Source organism: Acinetobacter sp. ANC 7912 (assembly GCF_039862785.1).
Classification (GTDB): Bacteria; Pseudomonadota; Gammaproteobacteria; order Pseudomonadales; family Moraxellaceae; genus Acinetobacter; species Acinetobacter thermotolerans.
Genome location: NZ_CP156795.1, coordinates 2,203,194 through 2,221,331, shown reverse-complemented (window position 1 = coordinate 2,221,331; position 18,138 = coordinate 2,203,194). Strand labels below are relative to the sequence as shown.

At 44.4% G+C, this 18,138-nt stretch carries 18 protein-coding genes; 12 read left to right on the top strand and 6 right to left on the bottom strand.

What is annotated here, in order from left to right; all coding sequences use genetic code 11:
* Positions 1-165 precede the first annotated feature (165 nt).
* The 4 genes from ahcY to radA form a co-directional block, all read right to left on the bottom strand.
* Positions 166-1,548, bottom strand: coding sequence for an adenosylhomocysteinase (gene ahcY, locus ABEF84_RS10980; protein ID WP_347460925.1), 1,383 nt, complete (start codon positions 1,546-1,548; stop codon positions 166-168).
* Positions 1,549-1,854: 306 nt separating this feature from the next.
* Positions 1,855-2,379, bottom strand: a complete 525-nt coding sequence (locus ABEF84_RS10975; RefSeq protein WP_034582428.1) for a tetratricopeptide repeat protein — start codon at positions 2,377-2,379, stop codon at positions 1,855-1,857.
* Positions 2,380-2,527: 148 nt separating this feature from the next.
* A complete protein-coding gene (locus ABEF84_RS10970) occupies positions 2,528-3,532 on the bottom strand; it encodes a Tim44 domain-containing protein (RefSeq protein ID WP_034582887.1) in 1,005 nt (334 codons plus the stop codon).
* Positions 3,533-3,654: 122 nt separating this feature from the next.
* On the bottom strand, positions 3,655-5,040 hold the full coding sequence (gene radA, locus ABEF84_RS10965; protein ID WP_347464185.1) for a DNA repair protein RadA: 1,386 nt from the start codon (positions 5,038-5,040) through the stop codon (positions 3,655-3,657).
* Between the two features lie 188 nt (positions 5,041-5,228).
* Between radA and ABEF84_RS10960 the strand changes: the two genes are divergently transcribed.
* Positions 5,229-5,657, top strand: a complete 429-nt coding sequence (locus tag ABEF84_RS10960) for a hypothetical protein (protein WP_034582882.1) — start codon at positions 5,229-5,231, stop codon at positions 5,655-5,657.
* A gap of 69 nt (positions 5,658-5,726) precedes the next feature.
* Here ABEF84_RS10960 and ABEF84_RS10955 read toward each other — a convergent pair whose 3' ends face one another.
* A complete protein-coding gene (locus tag ABEF84_RS10955; protein ID WP_034584741.1) occupies positions 5,727-7,073 on the bottom strand; it encodes a sodium:alanine symporter family protein in 1,347 nt (448 codons plus the stop codon).
* 322 nt (positions 7,074-7,395) lie between these two features.
* On the opposite strand from ABEF84_RS10955, the gene ABEF84_RS10950 reads away from it, so the two are divergent.
* From ABEF84_RS10950 to ABEF84_RS10920, 7 genes are all read left to right on the top strand, one after another.
* Positions 7,396-8,799, top strand: a complete 1,404-nt coding sequence (locus tag ABEF84_RS10950) for an amino acid permease (RefSeq protein WP_347454807.1) — start codon at positions 7,396-7,398, stop codon at positions 8,797-8,799.
* A 132-nt stretch (positions 8,800-8,931) separates the two neighbouring features.
* Positions 8,932-9,165, top strand: a complete 234-nt coding sequence (locus tag ABEF84_RS10945; RefSeq protein WP_347454172.1) for an LPS translocon maturation chaperone LptM — start codon at positions 8,932-8,934, stop codon at positions 9,163-9,165.
* Between the two features lie 24 nt (positions 9,166-9,189).
* Complete coding sequence (gene lysA / locus ABEF84_RS10940) at positions 9,190-10,434, top strand: diaminopimelate decarboxylase (protein ID WP_347452973.1); 1,245 nt, start codon at positions 9,190-9,192, stop codon at positions 10,432-10,434.
* Positions 10,435-10,446: 12 nt separating this feature from the next.
* A complete protein-coding gene (gene dapF, locus ABEF84_RS10935; protein WP_347454808.1) occupies positions 10,447-11,292 on the top strand; it encodes a diaminopimelate epimerase in 846 nt (281 codons plus the stop codon).
* A gap of 82 nt (positions 11,293-11,374) precedes the next feature.
* Complete coding sequence (locus ABEF84_RS10930; protein WP_347473682.1) at positions 11,375-12,190, top strand: enhanced serine sensitivity protein SseB C-terminal domain-containing protein; 816 nt, start codon at positions 11,375-11,377, stop codon at positions 12,188-12,190.
* Positions 12,191-12,221: 31 nt separating this feature from the next.
* Positions 12,222-13,151, top strand: a complete 930-nt coding sequence (gene xerA, locus ABEF84_RS10925; protein ID WP_347454810.1) for a site-specific tyrosine recombinase/integron integrase — start codon at positions 12,222-12,224, stop codon at positions 13,149-13,151.
* 225 nt (positions 13,152-13,376) lie between these two features.
* Positions 13,377-13,745: a hypothetical protein gene (locus ABEF84_RS10920; RefSeq protein WP_347452970.1), complete on the top strand. Its 369-nt coding sequence runs from the start codon at positions 13,377-13,379 to the stop codon at positions 13,743-13,745.
* Between the two features lie 55 nt (positions 13,746-13,800).
* Here ABEF84_RS10920 and ABEF84_RS10915 read toward each other — a convergent pair whose 3' ends face one another.
* Positions 13,801-14,295: an Lrp/AsnC family transcriptional regulator gene (locus ABEF84_RS10915; protein ID WP_034584726.1), complete on the bottom strand. Its 495-nt coding sequence runs from the start codon at positions 14,293-14,295 to the stop codon at positions 13,801-13,803.
* Positions 14,296-14,408: 113 nt separating this feature from the next.
* On the opposite strand from ABEF84_RS10915, the gene ABEF84_RS10910 reads away from it, so the two are divergent.
* The 4 genes from ABEF84_RS10910 (at position 14,409) to ABEF84_RS10895 (ending at position 17,693) form a co-directional block, all read left to right on the top strand.
* On the top strand, positions 14,409-15,014 hold the full coding sequence (locus ABEF84_RS10910) for a LysE family translocator (protein ID WP_347454811.1): 606 nt from the start codon (positions 14,409-14,411) through the stop codon (positions 15,012-15,014).
* A gap of 534 nt (positions 15,015-15,548) precedes the next feature.
* Positions 15,549-16,301, top strand: a complete 753-nt coding sequence (locus tag ABEF84_RS10905; protein WP_034584721.1) for an electron transfer flavoprotein subunit beta/FixA family protein — start codon at positions 15,549-15,551, stop codon at positions 16,299-16,301.
* Between the two features lie 18 nt (positions 16,302-16,319).
* Positions 16,320-17,252 carry an electron transfer flavoprotein subunit alpha/FixB family protein gene (locus ABEF84_RS10900; protein WP_034584718.1) on the top strand — a complete coding sequence of 311 codons (933 nt, stop codon included), beginning with the start codon at positions 16,320-16,322 and terminating at the stop codon, positions 17,250-17,252.
* 255 nt (positions 17,253-17,507) lie between these two features.
* The gene (locus ABEF84_RS10895; RefSeq protein WP_347454812.1) at positions 17,508-17,693 is read left to right on the top strand and encodes a hypothetical protein; all 186 of its coding nucleotides are present in this window, start codon (positions 17,508-17,510) and stop codon (positions 17,691-17,693) included.
* The last annotated feature ends 445 nt before the right edge of the window (positions 17,694-18,138 follow it).

Genomic DNA, 18,138 nt, shown 5'->3' with positions numbered 1-18,138 from the left:
TTGATTTGACCTCTCCCTAACCCTCTCTTGCGCTTCGCTTTAAAGCAGTGCTTAAAGCTTGCTCAGGAGAGGGAGCTTTTCCCCTAAATTAATCAAGTGATAAGTCCCTTCTCTTGCGCCATATATGGCTCAGGGAGAAGGTTAAGATGAGGGTGAAATTAAAAATTAGTATTTATAAGCGTCAGATTTAAACGGACCTTCAACAGATACGCCCAAGTAGTCTGCCTGTTCTGGAGTCAGTTGAGTCAGAACACCACCGAAACCTGCAACCATCGCAGCAGCAACTTCTTCGTCTAATTTCTTAGGCAGAATTTCTACACGGATGTTTGCAGCTTTTTGATCTTCTGGAAGGTCAGCAAATTTCTCAGCGAACAAGTGCATTTGCGCCAGAACCTGGTTCGCGAATGAACCGTCCATCACGCGTGAAGGGTGACCAGTCGCATTACCCAGGTTCACCAGACGACCTTCAGACAGCAGGATCAGGTAATCATTTTCATTTTCTGAACGATACACCTGGTGGACTTGAGGTTTCACTTCAACCCATTTGTAACCACGTAAGTAGTTGGTATCAATTTCAGTGTCGAAGTGACCGATGTTACAAACCACTGCACCAGCTTTAAGGGCATCCAGCATTGCAGCATCACATACATGGTAGTTACCAGTTGTAGTAACGATCAGATCAGTATTTTGTAGAAGATCAACGTTTACGTCTTCTTTTTTGCCTGTTTGAACACCGTTTTTGTATGGAGATACAACTTCGTAACCGTCCATGCATGCTTGCATTGCACAAATTGGATCGATTTCAGATACACGTACGATCATGCCTTCTTGACGAAGAGACTGCGCAGAACCTTTACCTACGTCACCATAACCAATTACCAGCGCACGACGGCCAGAAAGCAGCATGTCAGTTGCACGTTTGATCGCATCATTTAGAGAGTGACGGCAACCGTATTTGTTGTCGTTTTTAGATTTAGTTACTGAGTCGTTTACGTTGATCGCAGGAACTTTTAGCGAACCTTCTTTCCACATTTCGTGCAGACGAGCAACACCTGTAGTGGTTTCTTCAGTAATACCGTGAATTTTTGCAAGAAGTTCTGGATATTTTTCGTGAACAAGTGCAGTTAAGTCACCGCCATCATCCAGAATCATGTTGGCATCCCAAGGTTTGCCATTTACATTAATTTGTTGTTCCAGACACCATACATATTCTTCTTCTGTTTCACCTTTCCAAGCGAATACAGGAATACCGCGAGCAGCGATTGCAGCAGCAGCGTGGTCTTGAGTAGAGAAAATGTTACAAGAAGTCCAGCGTACTTCAGCACCCAGCTCAACCAGCGTTTCAATCAGCACTGCTGTTTGAATGGTCATGTGGATACAGCCGAGGATTTTTGCACCAGCAAGTGGTTTAGCCGCTGCATAGCGTTTACGCAGGCCGATCAGGGCTGGCATCTCAGCTTCAGCAAGTTTGATTTCTTTACGGCCGTAGTCAGCTAGGGAAATATCAGCAACTTTATAATCTGTAAATGAAGCATTAACCGCGTTCATCACGATCTCCTTATAAAAACAATAATTGATCATTCAGTTCGCGGATGCCGTTGTTGGTGGGTCTTGAACAAGACTACCGATCGTCGAGCCTGGCTATTCTTACATTTATGTGCCTGTAAGACAGTTGCAGCATCCCTCGACTAGCGGGCTATTGTACTTGGAAATTAATTTGGTTCCAATCCGAAATTGTTTAATATCTGACTAATAAAAAAATTTTGAAAATATTTTGAGAAAAAACCTGATATTTGAAAACTGAAATAAAGTTTTATTCTCGTAAAAAAGCCCATCATTGGATGGGCTTCTTATTTACTCTATTTCTTGTTCAATTTCATCTGCTTTTGTAGTCCAGTAATCTGCCTGTATGTCATCAGCTTCAATACCTAAACCGTTGGCATAGATAAATGCCAGGTCACGCATCGCCTGAACGTCTCCCCATTCTGCTGCCTGTTTCACCAGATCAATCGACTTGGCAACGTCTTTTTCGACTACATCACCACGGCGGTAAAAAGCAGCCAGTTCTAAGGTTGCTGCCGGGTGTTTTTCGAAATGGGCTTTGCTGAGCCAGTAATAGGCTAACTCAAAGTGAGCCTTAGACTCTTCAGGATCTTCCTCAACGATTTCTTTCGCATACACGGTATAGCCTTCGCCTAGCCAGTACATAGCTTCCACCAAACCATTGTTGGCAGCTTTTAGTGCCCATTCTTCAGCCAGAATGATGTCATCTTCATGCTCGCTGTGCATATACAGCTCAGCCAGTTCAAATTGTGCTTCGGCATCGCCAGCTAGGGCACGGTTTGCCAGAGTGGCAGGGGGAGAAACACGCTCAGTCATTTTTAAATCTCAATAATCTTTTGTGTAGATTAAAAGGTTCAAAATAAAAAAGCCAATATTGAAATAGTGATAAAAGATTTTTTGATAATTTTAGAGAAATAAAAAACAGCGACCCGAGGGTCGCTGTTTGATTTAAAAGAATTAGGTCTTAGCTTTCTTGCTGAATACCTGCAACTAACCAGTCCTGATTAGAGCCAGCAGGTTTCACAAAGTGCCAAATTTCCGCAAATGGCTGTGGCAAGCTGTTCAAGTCTTCGCTCACAGTACCTGTAAAGCGTACGCTCACTACGTATTGACCATTTTCATTGGCAGAATCGACTACCATAGCATTCAGGTTAGAGAACTCAGCCACGTCCTGATCCTGGTTCGCCATGATGTCGTTGTACATTGACTGGTACAGATCAGGAGTCAGGTAACGCTTGATTTCTGAAATGTTGCTTGCCGTATTCATAGACTGAATATGATTAAAACGCTGACGCGCAACACGCAGGAACGCAGCAGGTTCAGTGCCATCAGGCAGCTGGTTGCCACTGTTGGTGTAGGCTGCGCCAAACGGAGCATTGTTCACTGGCGCAGAACCAAATGGTGCATTATTGGTTGGCGCACTGCCACCGACATTTTGACCAAAGATATTGGTGTTATCACCACCGCGAGGAGGTGTTTGACCAAATGGCGCTGCATTACCAGCACCACTGTTTGGCGCGTATGGATTAGAAGCTAGTTTTTTTTTTGCGCCCATCTTGCGGAAAATGAAGAAGGCAACAGCAGCAGCGAGTAAGATCCAGATCCAGCCTGGAATACCACCTTTTTCCTCTTGCTGTTGAGCTGCTTGAGCTTCAGACGCTGCTTGTGCATCTTTATCATCAGCCAGGGCATTCGCCGCTACCGCACCAATTGCAGCACCTGCCACACCCGCTGCCACCATGCCACCAACACCTGAACCAGATTTCTGTTGTGTCGCTGCACCAGCAGTCGGTGCCTGTTGTACAGGAGCGGTCTGGCGAGGTTGCTGATAAGACTGAGTCGGTGCAGCAGAACGTTGCATACCGTGGCTTTTACCACCACCGGCACGTTTTGCTTCAGCAGCCAGAGGAGCAACTAATAATGCTGCAGTCAATAAACCCGCGATCAAACCGCGCTGTCGAACTTCCATTCAATTTTCCTATAAAAATAAAACTTCATTGAGCTTTATAGTTATATAGGCTTTCAATGGAATTTCAATCAAAAATCTGTATTTTTTAATCAAAAGAAAAATCTAAATGTCCAGATTCAGGATTAAAGTTCATCACTTAAAGTCATCGCTTCTGTGAGGGCTTCATGCAAGCGGGCAACCGCAATAAAGCGGACACCCGGTACTTCTTTTTGCGGGGCATTGGCACGTGGAAGAATGATGTATTTAAAGCCGTGCTTGATGGCTTCTTTGAGACGTTCTTGACCGTTTGGAACTGGGCGGATTTCTCCTGACAGACCCACTTCACCAAACACCGCCAGTTGCTGTGGCAGAGCCTTACCACGAATACTTGATGCACAGGCAAGCAGAACAGCCAAGTCGGAACCGGTTTCGGTAATCTTTAAACCGCCAACAATATTCACATAGACGTCCTGTCCGGAAGTCTGCACGCCGCCATGACGATGCATCACGGCAAGCAGCATATTCAGACGGTTCTGTTCCAGACCAAGCGCTACCCGGCGTGGCTGACCATGAGCATCATCGACCAAAGCCTGTACTTCAACCAAAAGCGGGCGTGTGCCTTCACGGCTAATCATCACGATGGAACCGGGAATGGCTTCATCATAACGACTGAGGAAAATCGCAGAAGGATTGGAGACTTCACGCAGACCTTTGTCTGTCATACCGAAAACACCTAGTTCATTCACCGCACCGAAACGGTTTTTTACCGCACGGATCATGCGGTAGCGAGAATCGGACTGACCTTCGAAATACAGGACGCAGTCGACCATGTGTTCCAGCACACGCGGGCCGGCCAGTGCACCTTCTTTAGTGACGTGACCGACAATAAACAGGGCAGTGCCGCTGTTCTTTGCAAAGCGAGTGAGTAGAGCAGCAGATTCACGGATCTGTGATACGCCACCTGGTGCAGATTGCAGAGTTTCGGTATATAAAGTCTGAATCGAATCCAGAATGGCGACAGCAGGGCGTTCCTGTGCCAGCACTTCACAGATACGTTCGACACAGGTTTCTGCCATAACTTTGAGATGTTCAGTTGGTAGGCCCAAACGCTGGGCGCGTAATGCAACCTGTGACAAAGATTCCTCACCCGTCACGTACAACGCCGCGCTATTCCGAGCCGCCATATGCGTCGCGGTCTGTAGCAGAATGGTGGATTTACCAATCCCTGGGTCACCACCGATCAGTACCACGGAGCCAGTAACCAGACCGCCACCAAGGACACGGTCAAATTCACCGATCCCGGTAGGCATACGAGTTTCATGTGAAACCGAAACTTTATTTAGTGTGGTAATGGCTGATGCCTGTCCGGCATAACCACCGACTTTCGGCTGGGCACGGTGTGTCGTTGCAGGGGCAAGGGTGACTTCCAGTAGGCTGTTCCATTCCCCACATTCAGCACACTGACCAGACCATTTCGGATGATCTGCACCACATTGCTCACAACGATAGACACTTTTTGCTTTAGCCATAGTTTCCGAAAAATAAAATAGAGGGAATGGGGCTACAGCATAGCGGTGAATGAAGAAAATTGCCAAGAGATTGATTGCAAATTCAGCAGCTTTGCGTCAAGCAATGACGTCGATAAATCTGCAGATCTACATATCCATAAAATATTCTCTATAATCGGATGATTCATCACGGGAACAGGAAACCGGATATGCCACAATTACTACAACATATCGATGCGATTGCACGTGAAAAAGGCCGTGATGTTTTATTTGTTCATTTTGAAAATTATGAACATAACAATGCTGAGGCTGAATCCTATCATCTGCGTCAAAATTTAATGGAATGGCTACAGCAAAAACAAATTACCTTCACACCCTGTATGGGAATCGAACAGCCGGGCGTGATTGAAAGTTATTCCGGTGATCTTTATATCGATGTGCCATTTGATGAAGTCGATTCAACATATCAAATACTCAGTGATCATCTCGAAGACACCGAAGGCGAAATGAAAATTCCTGGCGTACTGTTCTTTGTCTTGTCTCTGGAAACTGCGCTGGAGATTGAAGCAGACCGTGAGGATTTTCTGAATTGTGAACTCAATCATGATGAAGATGAATTTTCCGGTCGTCTCAACTGATCTCATTTAGAAAATTGATACCATAAAAAAAGCCACGATGAACGTGGCTTTTTTAAGGATTCGATTTACTTAATACAGCTCACCAGATTTACGACGTTCAATAAAGTCTTTGGACTCTTTGACAATCACACCAGACAACAATAACAAGCCGATCAAGTTTGGAATCGCCATCAGACCGTTGAACGTATCGGCAAACAACCAGACCAGATCCAGAGTTGCTACACAGCCAATAAATACCGATGCGATATAGAGGATACGGTACGGCAGAACAAAGTTGTCACCGAGCAGGTAAGTCGCACATTTTTCACCATAGTAACTCCAGCCCAGAATTGTGGAATAGGCGAAGAAAATAATACCGAAGGTCACGATCCAGCCACCGACACCTGGCAGCAGTTTGTCAAAGGTCGAAACAGTAAGGACCGCACCAGTTTGTCCACCAAAATCGCTACCAGCAATGATGAAGCCCATCACCAGCACGATACCTGTAATTGAACAGACAATAATGGTGTCAATAAAAGTACCGGTCATCGATACTAAGCCTTGACGAGCTGGATGATCGGTTTTTGCAGCCGCAGCGGCAATTGGGGCAGAACCCATACCCGCTTCATTCGAGAATACTCCACGAGCGACACCGTAACGGATCGCAGCACCAATGGCACCGCCGACCGCAGCTTCACCGGTAAAGGCATAGGTGCAGATCATTTTCAGGGCAGGACCAACCAGTTCCAAGTTATTGAAAATGATGATCAGACCACCCGCGACGTAGCCAATCGCCATGATTGGGACAATAAAGGAAGAAGCGCGTGCAATCCATTTAATCCCGCCGAGAATTACCAGTGCCGATAATACAGTGATCACGATACCAGTGATCCAGGTTTCCAGACCGAAACCATTTTCAACGGCTAGAGCCACCGTATTGGATTGTACTGAACTGCCAATCCCGAAAGAGGCTACAGCACCAAAGAAGGCAAAGATCAGCGCTAGCCATTTCCATTTTAGGCCACGTTCAATGTAATACATTGGGCCACCGGACATTTCACCGCGTTCATTTTTAACACGGTATTTGACTGCCAGTACGCCTTCACCATATTTGGTCGCCATACCGAACAGCGCCGTCATCCACATCCAGAACACGGCACCCGGTCCACCCAGGACACATGCAGTTGCGACACCGGCAATATTACCGGTACCAATGGTGGCGGAAAGGGCGGTCATCAGTGAGCCAAACTGGGAAATGTCGCCTTCATGAGAGGGATGTTTGCCAAAAACCTGTTTAAAAGCCAGTGGCAACATGCGGAATTGCCAGAACAGCAGGCGGAAAGTCAGGAATACACCGGTACCGACAATCAGTACCAGCATAAATGGACCCCAAACCCAACCGCTGATGGTTTCCATGATGCTTTGTAAATTTTGCATAAAATTCTTCTTGTTCGTCCTGAGTTAATTTAAATTTCACTTAATTCTAATCAAGCAATTCATATGCCATGCGTGCTCATCCTCAGCACGTTTCATAACATTTATTTAGATTTATTTTTTTACACAGTTTAGGAACTTTTACAATAAAAAGGCTGGAAAAATGTCTGTCCGTTCTACGACTAAAGAGAACTCATTTGCTATATAAGAAAAATAAATTAACTTTTAAGATTAGGCCGAAAATACAAATGAAGTGAATTTTTCTTTTTGTATTCCCCCCATTTTGCGTTAATTTGTCGCGATTAGACATCGAAGTTGAAAAATAATGTCAGGTCATCATACCGGTTCGTCGTCCGAAAACGGCGAGCTGCAGCGTAGTTTATCCAATCGACACCTGCAGCTGATTGCGATTGGTGGTGCTATTGGTACCGGTCTGTTTATGGGTTCCGGTAAAACCATTAGTCTGGCAGGACCCTCGATTCTGCTGATTTATATGATCATCGGTTTTATGGTCTTTCTGGTAATGCGCGCATTAGGCGAGCTATTGCTATCCAATCTACAATATAAGTCTTTTATCGACTTTACCACCGATCTGATTGGTCCTTGGGCCGGTTACTTTGTTGGCTGGACCTACTGGCTATGCTGGATCACCATCGGCATCGCCGACCTTTCTGCGATTATCTACTATTTACAGTTCTTTAATAATGGCATGCCATTTACCCCGGGCGAAGGGGTGCTGATCAGTATCGCTTCCATTGTGTTCATCATGGGCCTGAACCTGGCAACAGTAAAACTATTTGGTGAGATGGAATTCTGGTTTGCCCTGATCAAGATCATTGCCATTGTGGTGCTGATTTCCGTGGGACTGTGGATGATCTTTACCGGCTTTACTAATGATGCCGGTACAGTCGCGTCATTTGCGCATATCTGGGATCATGGTGGTTTATTCCCGACAGGTACCATGGGCTTCCTGGCAGGTTTCCAGATTGCGATCTTTGCCTTTGTGGGCGTAGAACTAGTTGGTACGACTGCTGCGGAAACCAAGGATCCAGAGCGTAATTTGCCTAAAGCGGTGAACTCGATTCCGATCCGTATCATTATTTTCTATGTGTTGGCTCTGATCATTGTGATGTCTGTAACCCCATGGGATCAGATCAATCCAAGCGTTTCTCCGTTCGTAAACCTGTTTAGCCAGGCAGGTATTGCTGCGGCTGCGATCATCATGAACTTGGTGGTACTGTCATCTGTAATGTCATCTATGAACAGTGGTGTGTTCTCGACCAGTCGTATGCTGTTCGGTTTGTCCCGTGAAGAACAGGCACCGAAAGCATTTGGTCGTCTGAACTCGCGTGCAGTACCAGCGAATGCACTGTATTTCTCTGCAATCTGCTTATTGCTTGGCGCAGCATTACAGTACTTTGTGCCAAATACCGTTGAAGCTTTCACACTGGCGACGACTTTATCGACCATTCTATTTATCTGTGTATGGCTGATGATCATCTGGAGTTACATGATCTATTACCGTACCCGTCCAGAGCTACATGCCAAATCGGTATTTAAGCTGCCTGGCGGTCTGGTGACGTGTTGGATCGTGATCATTTTCTTTGTTGGCATGATTGGTGTGTTATCGCTAGAAGATGATACTCGTCGTGCCTTAATGGTCAGCCCGATCTGGTTTATTCTGCTGATTTTGGGCTATTTAGGCTTCTATAAACAGAAACATAAATAATCCATATCAATAAAAACGTCAGCGATCTGCTGGCGTTTTTTTTTGTCTAAAGATACTCTCTAGCGTTTAACGCTTTGGTCATGGCGAATGATCGCGTTATACTTCATCGAAACTATTCAATTAGGTGGTCAGATGCGCCAAGTCATTTGCTACATCAGTCTCTTAGCAACAGGTCTTGCTCTTGTGGGTTGTGGTCAGTCCGGTGCCTTATACATGCCGAATGATCCGAATTACGACAAGCGTGCCAAGTTCCTGCTCTATAAAAATACCGAAGCTGAGTCTAAAACTGCCGATGAAGAACGGGATGCGCCTGTGCAACAGCAGTTTTCTGCACCTGCAGTATCAGATTCAACTACCACACCTTAACGCTTTCAAAGAAAGGATACCTTCATGAGTTTTACCCGCATTAATGGGGTATTGCATGCCGAACAGTGTTCATTGCAACAGCTGGCAGAGCAATTTGGCACACCACTCTATGTTTATTCAAAAGCGACTTTTGAAAAGCATTATCTGGACATGGACCGTGCATTTGACTTTATCGATCATCAGATCTGTTTTGCGGTGAAGTCAAACTCCAATCTTGCGGTATTGAATGTACTAGCAAAGAAAGGTGCAGGCTTTGATATCGTCACTGGCGGTGAGCTAGCACGTGTGCTAAAAGCCGGTGGTGATCCATCGAAGATCGTATTCTCAGGTCTGGGTAAATCTGAAGCAGACATCAAAAAAGCACTGGAAGTCGGCATTGCCTGCTTTAACGTGGAATCTTACGCCGAACTGGACCGTATCCAGAAAGTAGCCGCTGAACTTGGCAAAAAAGCGCCGATTTCTTTGCGTGTAAATCCGGATGTGGATGCCAAAACTCATCCTTACATTTCTACAGGTCTGAAAGAAAACAAATTTGGTATTCCATCAGACAGCGTATTTGAAACTTATCAATATGCAGCGTCATTGCCAAACCTGGAAGTGGTGGGGATTGACTGTCATATCGGTTCACAGCTGACTGAAACCCAGCCATTTGTGGATGCGCTGGATCGTGTGATAGTGATGATCGACAAGTTGAAAGAGCTTGGCATTACCCTTAAACATATTGATATTGGTGGTGGTTTAGGTGTGACCTATAAAGATGAAACACCGCCATCAGTTGCAGAATATGCCAATGCACTGCGTCCAGCTTTGGAAAAACTGGGCCTGAAAGTGTATATGGAACCGGGTCGTAGTATTTCTGCCAATGCGGGTGTGTTGCTGACCAAAGTCGATTTGCTAAAACCAACCAATCACCGCAATTTTGCCATCATTGATGCAGCGATGAATGACCTGATTCGTCCGGCTTTATATGAAGCTTGGATGGACATTCAGCCTGTCACTCCGCGTACTGATATCGAAGCCAAAGAATGGGATGTGGTTGGTGCGATCTGTGAAACTGGCGATTTCCTCGGTAAAGAGCGTGAGCTTGCGATCAAGGAAAATGATGTATTGGCAGTATTGGGTGCTGGTGCATACGGTTTCGTGATGAGCTCAAACTACAACAGCCGTGGCCGTGCGGCTGAGGTGATGGTGGATGGTGATCAGGCACATCTGATTCGCGAACGTGAAACCATCGAATCACTGTGGGAACGTGAACGTTTATTGCCTTAAGGAGACTAAAGAATGTTGCTTGAATTTACCAAGATGCATGGTCTGGGCAATGACTTTATGGTGGTGGATCTAATCAGCCAGCGTGCCTATCTGGACACCATGACTATTCAGCGTCTGGCGAACCGTAACTTTGGTGTCGGTTTTGACCAGTTACTCATTGTTGAACCACCTGATGTTCCAAGTGCCGATTTCAAATACCGTATCTTTAATGCCGATGGTTCGGAAGTTGAGCAGTGTGGTAATGGTGTACGCTGTTTTGCCCGTTTCGTGCACGAGCGTCAGTTGACCACCAAGAAAAAAATCAAGGTGCAAACTAAGTCTGGCATTGTTGAGCCTGAGCTGGGTGCCAATGGTTGGGTGCGCGTGAATATGGGCTATCCAAAGTTCCTGCCACATGAAATCCCATTCCTGGCCGATGAACCCGACAGCTTGTATGACATCAATCTCGCTGATGGTGAGAAGCTGACCATCGATGTGGTCAATATGGGCAATCCACATGCTGTGACCATCGTACCGGATGTGATCAAGGCAGATGTGCTACGTATTGGTCCACAAGTCGAATCCCACGAACGCTTCCCGCAACGTGTCAATGCCGGCTTTATGCAGATCATTGATGAAAAACATGCACGCCTACGTGTGTTTGAACGTGGTGTCGGTGAAACCTTGGCCTGCGGTACTGGCGCCTGTGCTGCTGCGGTTTCGGGCATGCGCCGTGGTCTGCTGGCCAATAATGTTGAAATCGAACTGGCTGGCGGTAAGTTGCAGATCGAATGGAAAGAGGGCGATGTAGTCTGGATGACCGGTCCGACTGCAACCGTTTATGAAGGTCGATTGGACTTACGTTACTTCCAAGGTTAAGCTTGAAAGCCCTGATCCGTCAGGGCTTTTTTATATCCATAACAATTACAAAAACAACAATTCAAACTGATGAGAATCCAATATGGAACATAATGAAAAACAATTAGAAGAACTTCTGGTTAAAGCCAGTCTGGAACCGAATCAACGTCCGGTATTTTTAGAACAACTTCTGAATGCTGATATTTATTGTATTGGATTTGCAGATCGACCCGTCCAACAAGGAGGTGAACGTGTACTCGAAGAAGGAAGTCAGGTGCGTTTGATGCATTTGCAGGATGAAAAGGGCGAACCTTATTTACCATTTTTCCTGTCTTTGGAAAGTCTGCAAAAGGGGACTCAGGAAGAGCAGTCATATCTGCGTATACCCGCGAGAAGTTTTTTTGAAATGACCCTTGGTGCGTCGTTGGTATTGAATCCATTTAGTGAGTATGGAAAGGAATTTGTTCCACAGGAAATAGAGGCACTTTTGCAAGGTGGTTATGGTTCTAAACTGGAAAGCTATGAATATCAGGAACAAACAGAAGTCTTGCTAGGACAGCCTGCAGAATACCCGCATGAAATGGTTGATCAATTGTGTATCCTGCTCAAAACTAAGCCAGAAGTGAAAAATGCATATCTCGCGCAGATGCATGACCAAAAGCGTGACCCGGAGCCTACACTACTGATTGGTTTTGAAACAGATCAGGCATTGGATCACGAATCATTCCAACGCTTAAAAAATCAGATTGGCCATGTGGCTTATGACAGTTTGGTTAGAAAAAGAATGGTTGATCTGATCCATTTGGATAATGCTGATGCAACCAGTGCATTGCAGCATTATTTGCGTGAGGAAACCGAAGCATTTTATGTGCGTATAGATGCGAAGAAGAAAGGATTTTTTGCTAGACTGTTTTCCTGATTCAATTTAATAGGCACATGGGGGTAATGAAATGACGGCAGATGCAACAACATTACTGTCCATGTGGCTCAAAGAACGTGAAATCCAGAACCAGTCCAAACACACTTTGCAGGCTTATGAACGTGATGTGTCTGACTTCCTCAATTTTTGTCAGCGCAATTCATTGGCTCTAGCTGATGTCGAAGCCACTGACCTGCGCCAGTTTATGGCAGAAAAAGTTGAACAGCAGGGCTTAAGCTCCAGCAGCCTGCAGCGTTTACTTTCTGCCGTTCGTCAGTTTATGAAATGGGCTGAGCAGGCGAATTACCTCAGTTTCAACCCGGCGGATGATTTTCAGTTAAAACGCCAATCGCGTCCTTTACCTGGGATGGTAGATATTGAAACCATCAACCAGATTCTGGATCAGCCGGAGCCAGAAGGTGAAGTGTCGCAGCAGATGTGGAAGCGCGATAAGGCGATTCTAGAATTGCTGTACTCCAGTGGTCTGCGTCTAGCAGAGATTCAGGGATTGAGAATCAAAGATATTGATTTTAACCGTCAGTTGCTTCGTATTACTGGTAAAGGTAACAAAACCCGGATTGTACCTTTTGGTTCCAAAGCCAAAGACAGCGTCATGGCTTGGCTGCAGATTTATCCTTTATGGAATGGCGATTTTGTGCCAGAAGCGCATGTATTTATTACTCAAAAAGGTAATCCACTCGGTGCACGACAGATTGAAAATCGGGTCAAACTGCAGGCGCAGCGGGCAGGGGTAAATGTCGATTTGCATCCACACTTGTTACGCCACTGTTTTGCCAGTCATATGCTCTCCAATAGCCGGGATTTACGCGCAGTGCAAGAAATGCTCGGACATAGTAATCTGACCACCACCCAGATTTATACCCATGTCGATTTTGATCATCTGGCGCAGATTTATGATCAGGCACATCCACGGGCGCAGCAACAAACGAAAAGCAGCTGAACCACTTTGCTGATAAAAAACGACCAGTGCCGATAAACTTGGCATAAAACTTTCATAATGAAAAGATACACTCAAGTCAGAGCAAAGAATGACCATGGAGAATATTTCACCATTGTCTTATTCGCGCTAAGCTTAAATTCAGGTATAACACAACAATAGAATTTAGGCGAAAGATTGAGCTGAATTGGATTCAGCACGAGAGAAATGGAACAATAGGGCAAAGACATGATTGCGGATATAGAGCAAAAATACGAACAGCTAACTGAGGCACAAAAAGAAATTTTTGCTGGCTATGGCTTACGCCAGATTAAACACTTTGTAGAAATTAGCCTGCCAGAAATGGAAGCGACCTTGCCGGCAGGTGCGCATGTGCAGGGCATTAATGCGGATGGTAAAGTACAGGCTTATGATCCGGACCATAATCAATACTATTTATGGATTTCAGACCTGCATTGGCAGGAAACCAATCGCGCCACCAAAGCAGTGGATCTGAAAGAAGATGCTTTAGAAATCTGGAAAATTTTTGATCTGAAATCTTATGCGTTGATTGACCTGAGTCATGTGCACCGCGATTTTTTAGAAAGCCGGGTTTAGGAAAATCTTGAAGAGCAAAAAGGACGAAAATATTCGTCCTTTTTTATTGGACTTGTTACAGGTCATCCAAGGGTAACTGGAAACTCTGCTTGATGATCTGGCTGGGCAAGTCGGTTTTGACACTGGTAATGCCATTTTTCTTGGTTAAATGGGTGGACTGGAATTTACGGTAACTTTCCAGATCAGGTACCACCACTTTCAGCATGGCATCACATTCGCCCAGAATGATATAACACTCCATCACTTGCGGTAGTTCCTTCATCGCTTCAATAAAAGTATCAATGGTTTCCGCATCCTGACCCACTAGCCAGATTCGAGAAAACAGGATCAACTGTAAGCCGATTTTCTGGGGATCAACTACGGTCGTGTAGTTTTGAATCACGCCTGCTTCTTCCAGTAGTTTGACTCGACGTAAACAGGAGGAAGGAGATAATCCAATCTCGCGTGCCAGGTCATTATTCTGCATCCGACCATTGGCTTGCAGGTGTTGAATGATACTTTTATCAATACGATCGAGTTTTACTCGAACAGACTTAGAAGATATTTTCATATATTCGAATAAAATTCTAAAAATAAGCCTCATTATAAAATAAATTGAAAGCCTATTTTGTAAAATTTCGCAGATACTAATTTCACTTTCCGACATGCAACAAGGAAAAGGAAATGTCTGTATTTGCACTCTTTGCACTGACCGTGCTACCCCTGATTTTTACACCTGGACCCGATATGCTGTTTATTCTGTCTCAAGTGATGGGTAAGGATGCAAAAGCAGGCATGATGGCAACCATCGGTGTCTGTTCAGGTTATCTGGTACATTCGATTCTGGTGGCATTGGGAATTGCTGCGATTATTGTGTCTTTCCCGCTGCTGTTTGAAACCATCCGCTGGTTAGGCATTGCTTACCTGTTATTTCTGGCTTTGCATCTGGTGAAATCCCTCTTCAGTAAAAACCAGCTGAACATTGAGAAGAAAACCGCAGCCAATCCGGTGAAAAAAGGCTTCTTTACTGCCTTGCTAAATCCCAAAGGCATGCTGATTTATTTTGCGATCCTGCCGCAGTTTATTGATAAAAGCGGAAATACTGTGAGTCAAGGTCTGATTTTATCCTTTATCTTTATTGGGCTGATCTTTGTAGTATATTGTGCCTTAAGTCTGCTGTTTGCCAAACTGACCCAGTCTGCCCAGATTGATGAGCGAAAGCAGAAATGGATCGATGGTACTTCGGGTGGTTTACTTGCACTCGCTGCGTCATGGTTGATCATTAACTAAAGTGATTTAGTTATCCCATGACATCAACATAGAATTTCAAAAGCACCTTTTAATCAGGTGCTTTTTTTATTTTTATAGCCTTTTAAAACAGATTTGTCTGCGCTCAATTGAGGATTATTTTTGGTCAATACAGTCACTAGAAAACTGAATGACTATATCGGCTATTCTTATGTCTGAAATGACAGATTTAGATATACGTTATGGATAGAAAGTTAATCTGTACTGGCCGGTCGAGCTTTTTTAGGTCTTAAATTTGGATCAAATCTTTTGATGTGATTAATCAAATAAAAAGATATTAAAAATCAATACTTAAATTTTACATAAATTGATGGGTAAATAAGCGGCATAAATGTCAAATCTCGATTTGTGAACGCGACGTTCAAGGAAAATTACCGATTTTTACAGCGGATTGCTGAATTGTGACTTGACCGAAATGCCGTACACATTGCAAGATAGGGCACCTAAAAAAATTTAAGTGAAGAGTTATCCTAACTTTTCTAAATATTTACATTTGCTAAAACAGCCGAGGATTACATGAAGGCTCTTGTTGCTGTAAAACGTGTGGTTGATGCCAACGTTAAGGTTCGCGTTAAGCCGGACAACAGTGGTGTTGACTTAACAAACGTTAAAATGTCAATTAACCCATTCTGTGAAATCGCAGTGGAAGAAGCGGTTCGTTTAAAAGAAAAAGGAACTGTTTCAGAAATCGTTGTTGTTTCTATTGGTCCTAAAGAAGCGCAAGAACAAATCCGTTCTGCAATGGCGCTGGGCGCTGACCGCGGTATTCTGGTTGAAGCTGATGACAGCCAACTGGGTGCGCTGGAAGTTGCTAAAATCCTAAAAGGCGTTGTTGACGCTGAACAACCTCAATTGATCCTTCTTGGTAAACAAGCAATTGATGACGACTCTAACCAGGTTGGTCAGATGCTTGGTGCATTGTTAAATGCAGGCCAAGGTACTTTCGCTTCTGAAGTGAAAGTTGAAGGCGACAAAGTACAAGTTACTCGTGAAATCGACGGTGGTCTGCAAACTGTTGAGCTGTCTCTGCCAGCAATCATCACAACTGACCTGCGTCTGAACGAGCCACGTTACGCTGCTCTTCCTAACATTATGAAAGCACGTAAAAAACCGCTTGAAACTAAAACTCCTGCAGATTTCGGTGTAACCGCTGCAACTAAACTGAAAACAGTGAAAGTTGAATCTCCTGCAGAGCGTAAAGCTGGCGTACAAGTGAAGTCTGTAGATGAGCTTGTAGAAAAATTGAAAAACGAAGCGAAAGTGATCTAATACAGAAGGATAAAAATCATGAGTATTTTAGTTATCGCTGAGCACGACAACAAAGCATTAAACGCTGCTACTTTAAACGTTGTTGCTGCGGCGCAAAAAATCGGTGGTGATATCACTGTATTGGTTGCTGGTTCTGGCGCTCAAGCAGTTGCTGATCAGGCTGCTAAAGTTGCTGGCGTAAGCAAAGTATTACTTGCTGACGATGCTGCTTATGCTAACCAACTGGCTGAAAACGTAGCGAAACTGGTTGCAGAATTAGGTAAAGGCTACAGCCATATCCTTGCTGCTTCTACAACTACTGGCAAAAACATCCTGCCACGTGCAGCTGCACTTCTTGATGTCAGCATGATCACTGACGTAATCGCTGTTGACTCTGCTAACACATTCAAGCGTCCTATCTACGCAGGTAACGCGATTGCGACTGTAGAATCTTCTGAATCAGTTGTTGTTGCAACTGTTCGTGGTACAGCATTTGATGCTGTAGCTGCAGAAGGCGGTTCAGCAGCAATTGAATCTGTTGCATCTGCTGGTGACGCTGGTATCTCTAAATTCATCAACGAAGAAATCGTGAAATCTGAGCGTCCTGAATTGACAGCTGCTCGTATCGTGGTTTCTGGTGGTCGTGGTGTGGGTTCTGGCGAGAACTACCACAAAATCCTTGACCCACTTGCTGACAAGCTTGGTGCAGCACAAGGTGCATCCCGTGCAGCTGTTGACGCTGGCTTCGTTCCTAACGACATGCAGGTTGGTCAAACTGGTAAGATCGTTGCGCCTGACCTGTACATTGCTGTAGGTATCTCTGGTGCGATCCAGCACTTGGCAGGTATGAAAGAGTCTAAAGTGATCGTTGCCATCAACAAAGACGAAGAAGCACCAATCAATGCAGTAGCTGACTACTGGTTGGTAGGTGACCTGAATACTGTGGTTCCAGAACTGGTTTCTAAACTGTAATTCTGACCGCAGTCCAAAAAATGCCTCGAAGTGAAAACTTTGGGGCATTTTTTATTTATACTGAAAAAAATAATAATGAATGATTTTTTATGCTGTCTCTATATCAGCCTTTAATCGAAAATGCCCGATTTTATCGACTGTTTTGTCTAACGCTGATTCTTTTTATGCTCGCTGTATTGGCTTATTTGGTGGGATTAATGCAGATGGCTTATTGTGGCTGTCTGTAGCCTTATAGGACTTATCTATCTGATCTACTTGTATCGACTTACAGATGCACAGGTACTGGCGAAAGCAGAGCAGTGGATTGAGCGGCATAATCAACGCTTGCAAAACAGTGCTGATGGGCTACAGGCTGATGCATTGGCGCTATTAGTGCTAATTTTTCCTTTTGTATTGATGACATGGTTACTGTATGGAGGTTCCACGTTATTAAAAAAATAAGATCTTGGTTCGATTTATGATGAGATGATGAATCTGAAAATAAAAAAAGTAGATACGCTGTTTTTTGGTATATAAAGATGAGAATCAACATATCTCAGATGAGATAAAAATAATGCTTCTATTCATGTTTTATTGATGAAGGTCATTTTCTGAAAACTTAAATGATCTGTTGCTAGAATTCCCGATAGGTTGGATAGAAAATCACTTGGTTTTTAATTGCCTGATTATGATTCCAATGAGATTTTAAAGTAAGGTCAAAACAGCTTTCACCCCTCGATTGCCCAGATAAAATTACAGATTCCGAAGTGAAAATTTCCATACCTGAACCCCCATAAATCAGGTTCAAAATGAACCTCTGTCTGGGGAGGTTTTTTTATACGTAAAAATCTGTGAATTGGTTAAAATTTCTACTGAAAATCCTTTAGATAGTTGTATCGGAAACGGC

Excerpts from the sequence above, each read along its gene's own strand:
- ahcY (WP_347460925.1), bottom strand. The coding sequence starts at position 1,548 with ATGAACGCGGTTAATGCTTCATTTACAGATTATAAAGTTGCTGATATT.
- ABEF84_RS10975 (WP_034582428.1), bottom strand. The coding sequence starts at position 2,379 with ATGACTGAGCGTGTTTCTCCCCCTGCCACTCTGGCAAACCGTGCCCTA.
- ABEF84_RS10970 (WP_034582887.1), bottom strand. The coding sequence starts at position 3,532 with ATGGAAGTTCGACAGCGCGGTTTGATCGCGGGTTTATTGACTGCAGCA.
- radA (WP_347464185.1), bottom strand. The coding sequence starts at position 5,040 with ATGGCTAAAGCAAAAAGTGTCTATCGTTGTGAGCAATGTGGTGCAGAT.
- ABEF84_RS10960 (WP_034582882.1), top strand. The coding sequence starts at position 5,229 with ATGCCACAATTACTACAACATATCGATGCGATTGCACGTGAAAAAGGC.
- ABEF84_RS10955 (WP_034584741.1), bottom strand. The coding sequence starts at position 7,073 with ATGCAAAATTTACAAAGCATCATGGAAACCATCAGCGGTTGGGTTTGG.
- ABEF84_RS10950 (WP_347454807.1), top strand. The coding sequence starts at position 7,396 with ATGTCAGGTCATCATACCGGTTCGTCGTCCGAAAACGGCGAGCTGCAG.
- ABEF84_RS10945 (WP_347454172.1), top strand. The coding sequence starts at position 8,932 with ATGCGCCAAGTCATTTGCTACATCAGTCTCTTAGCAACAGGTCTTGCT.
- lysA (WP_347452973.1), top strand. The coding sequence starts at position 9,190 with ATGAGTTTTACCCGCATTAATGGGGTATTGCATGCCGAACAGTGTTCA.
- dapF (WP_347454808.1), top strand. The coding sequence starts at position 10,447 with ATGTTGCTTGAATTTACCAAGATGCATGGTCTGGGCAATGACTTTATG.
- ABEF84_RS10930 (WP_347473682.1), top strand. The coding sequence starts at position 11,375 with ATGGAACATAATGAAAAACAATTAGAAGAACTTCTGGTTAAAGCCAGT.
- xerA (WP_347454810.1), top strand. The coding sequence starts at position 12,222 with ATGACGGCAGATGCAACAACATTACTGTCCATGTGGCTCAAAGAACGT.
- ABEF84_RS10920 (WP_347452970.1), top strand. The coding sequence starts at position 13,377 with ATGATTGCGGATATAGAGCAAAAATACGAACAGCTAACTGAGGCACAA.
- ABEF84_RS10915 (WP_034584726.1), bottom strand. The coding sequence starts at position 14,295 with ATGAAAATATCTTCTAAGTCTGTTCGAGTAAAACTCGATCGTATTGAT.
- ABEF84_RS10910 (WP_347454811.1), top strand. The coding sequence starts at position 14,409 with ATGTCTGTATTTGCACTCTTTGCACTGACCGTGCTACCCCTGATTTTT.
- ABEF84_RS10905 (WP_034584721.1), top strand. The coding sequence starts at position 15,549 with ATGAAGGCTCTTGTTGCTGTAAAACGTGTGGTTGATGCCAACGTTAAG.
- ABEF84_RS10900 (WP_034584718.1), top strand. The coding sequence starts at position 16,320 with ATGAGTATTTTAGTTATCGCTGAGCACGACAACAAAGCATTAAACGCT.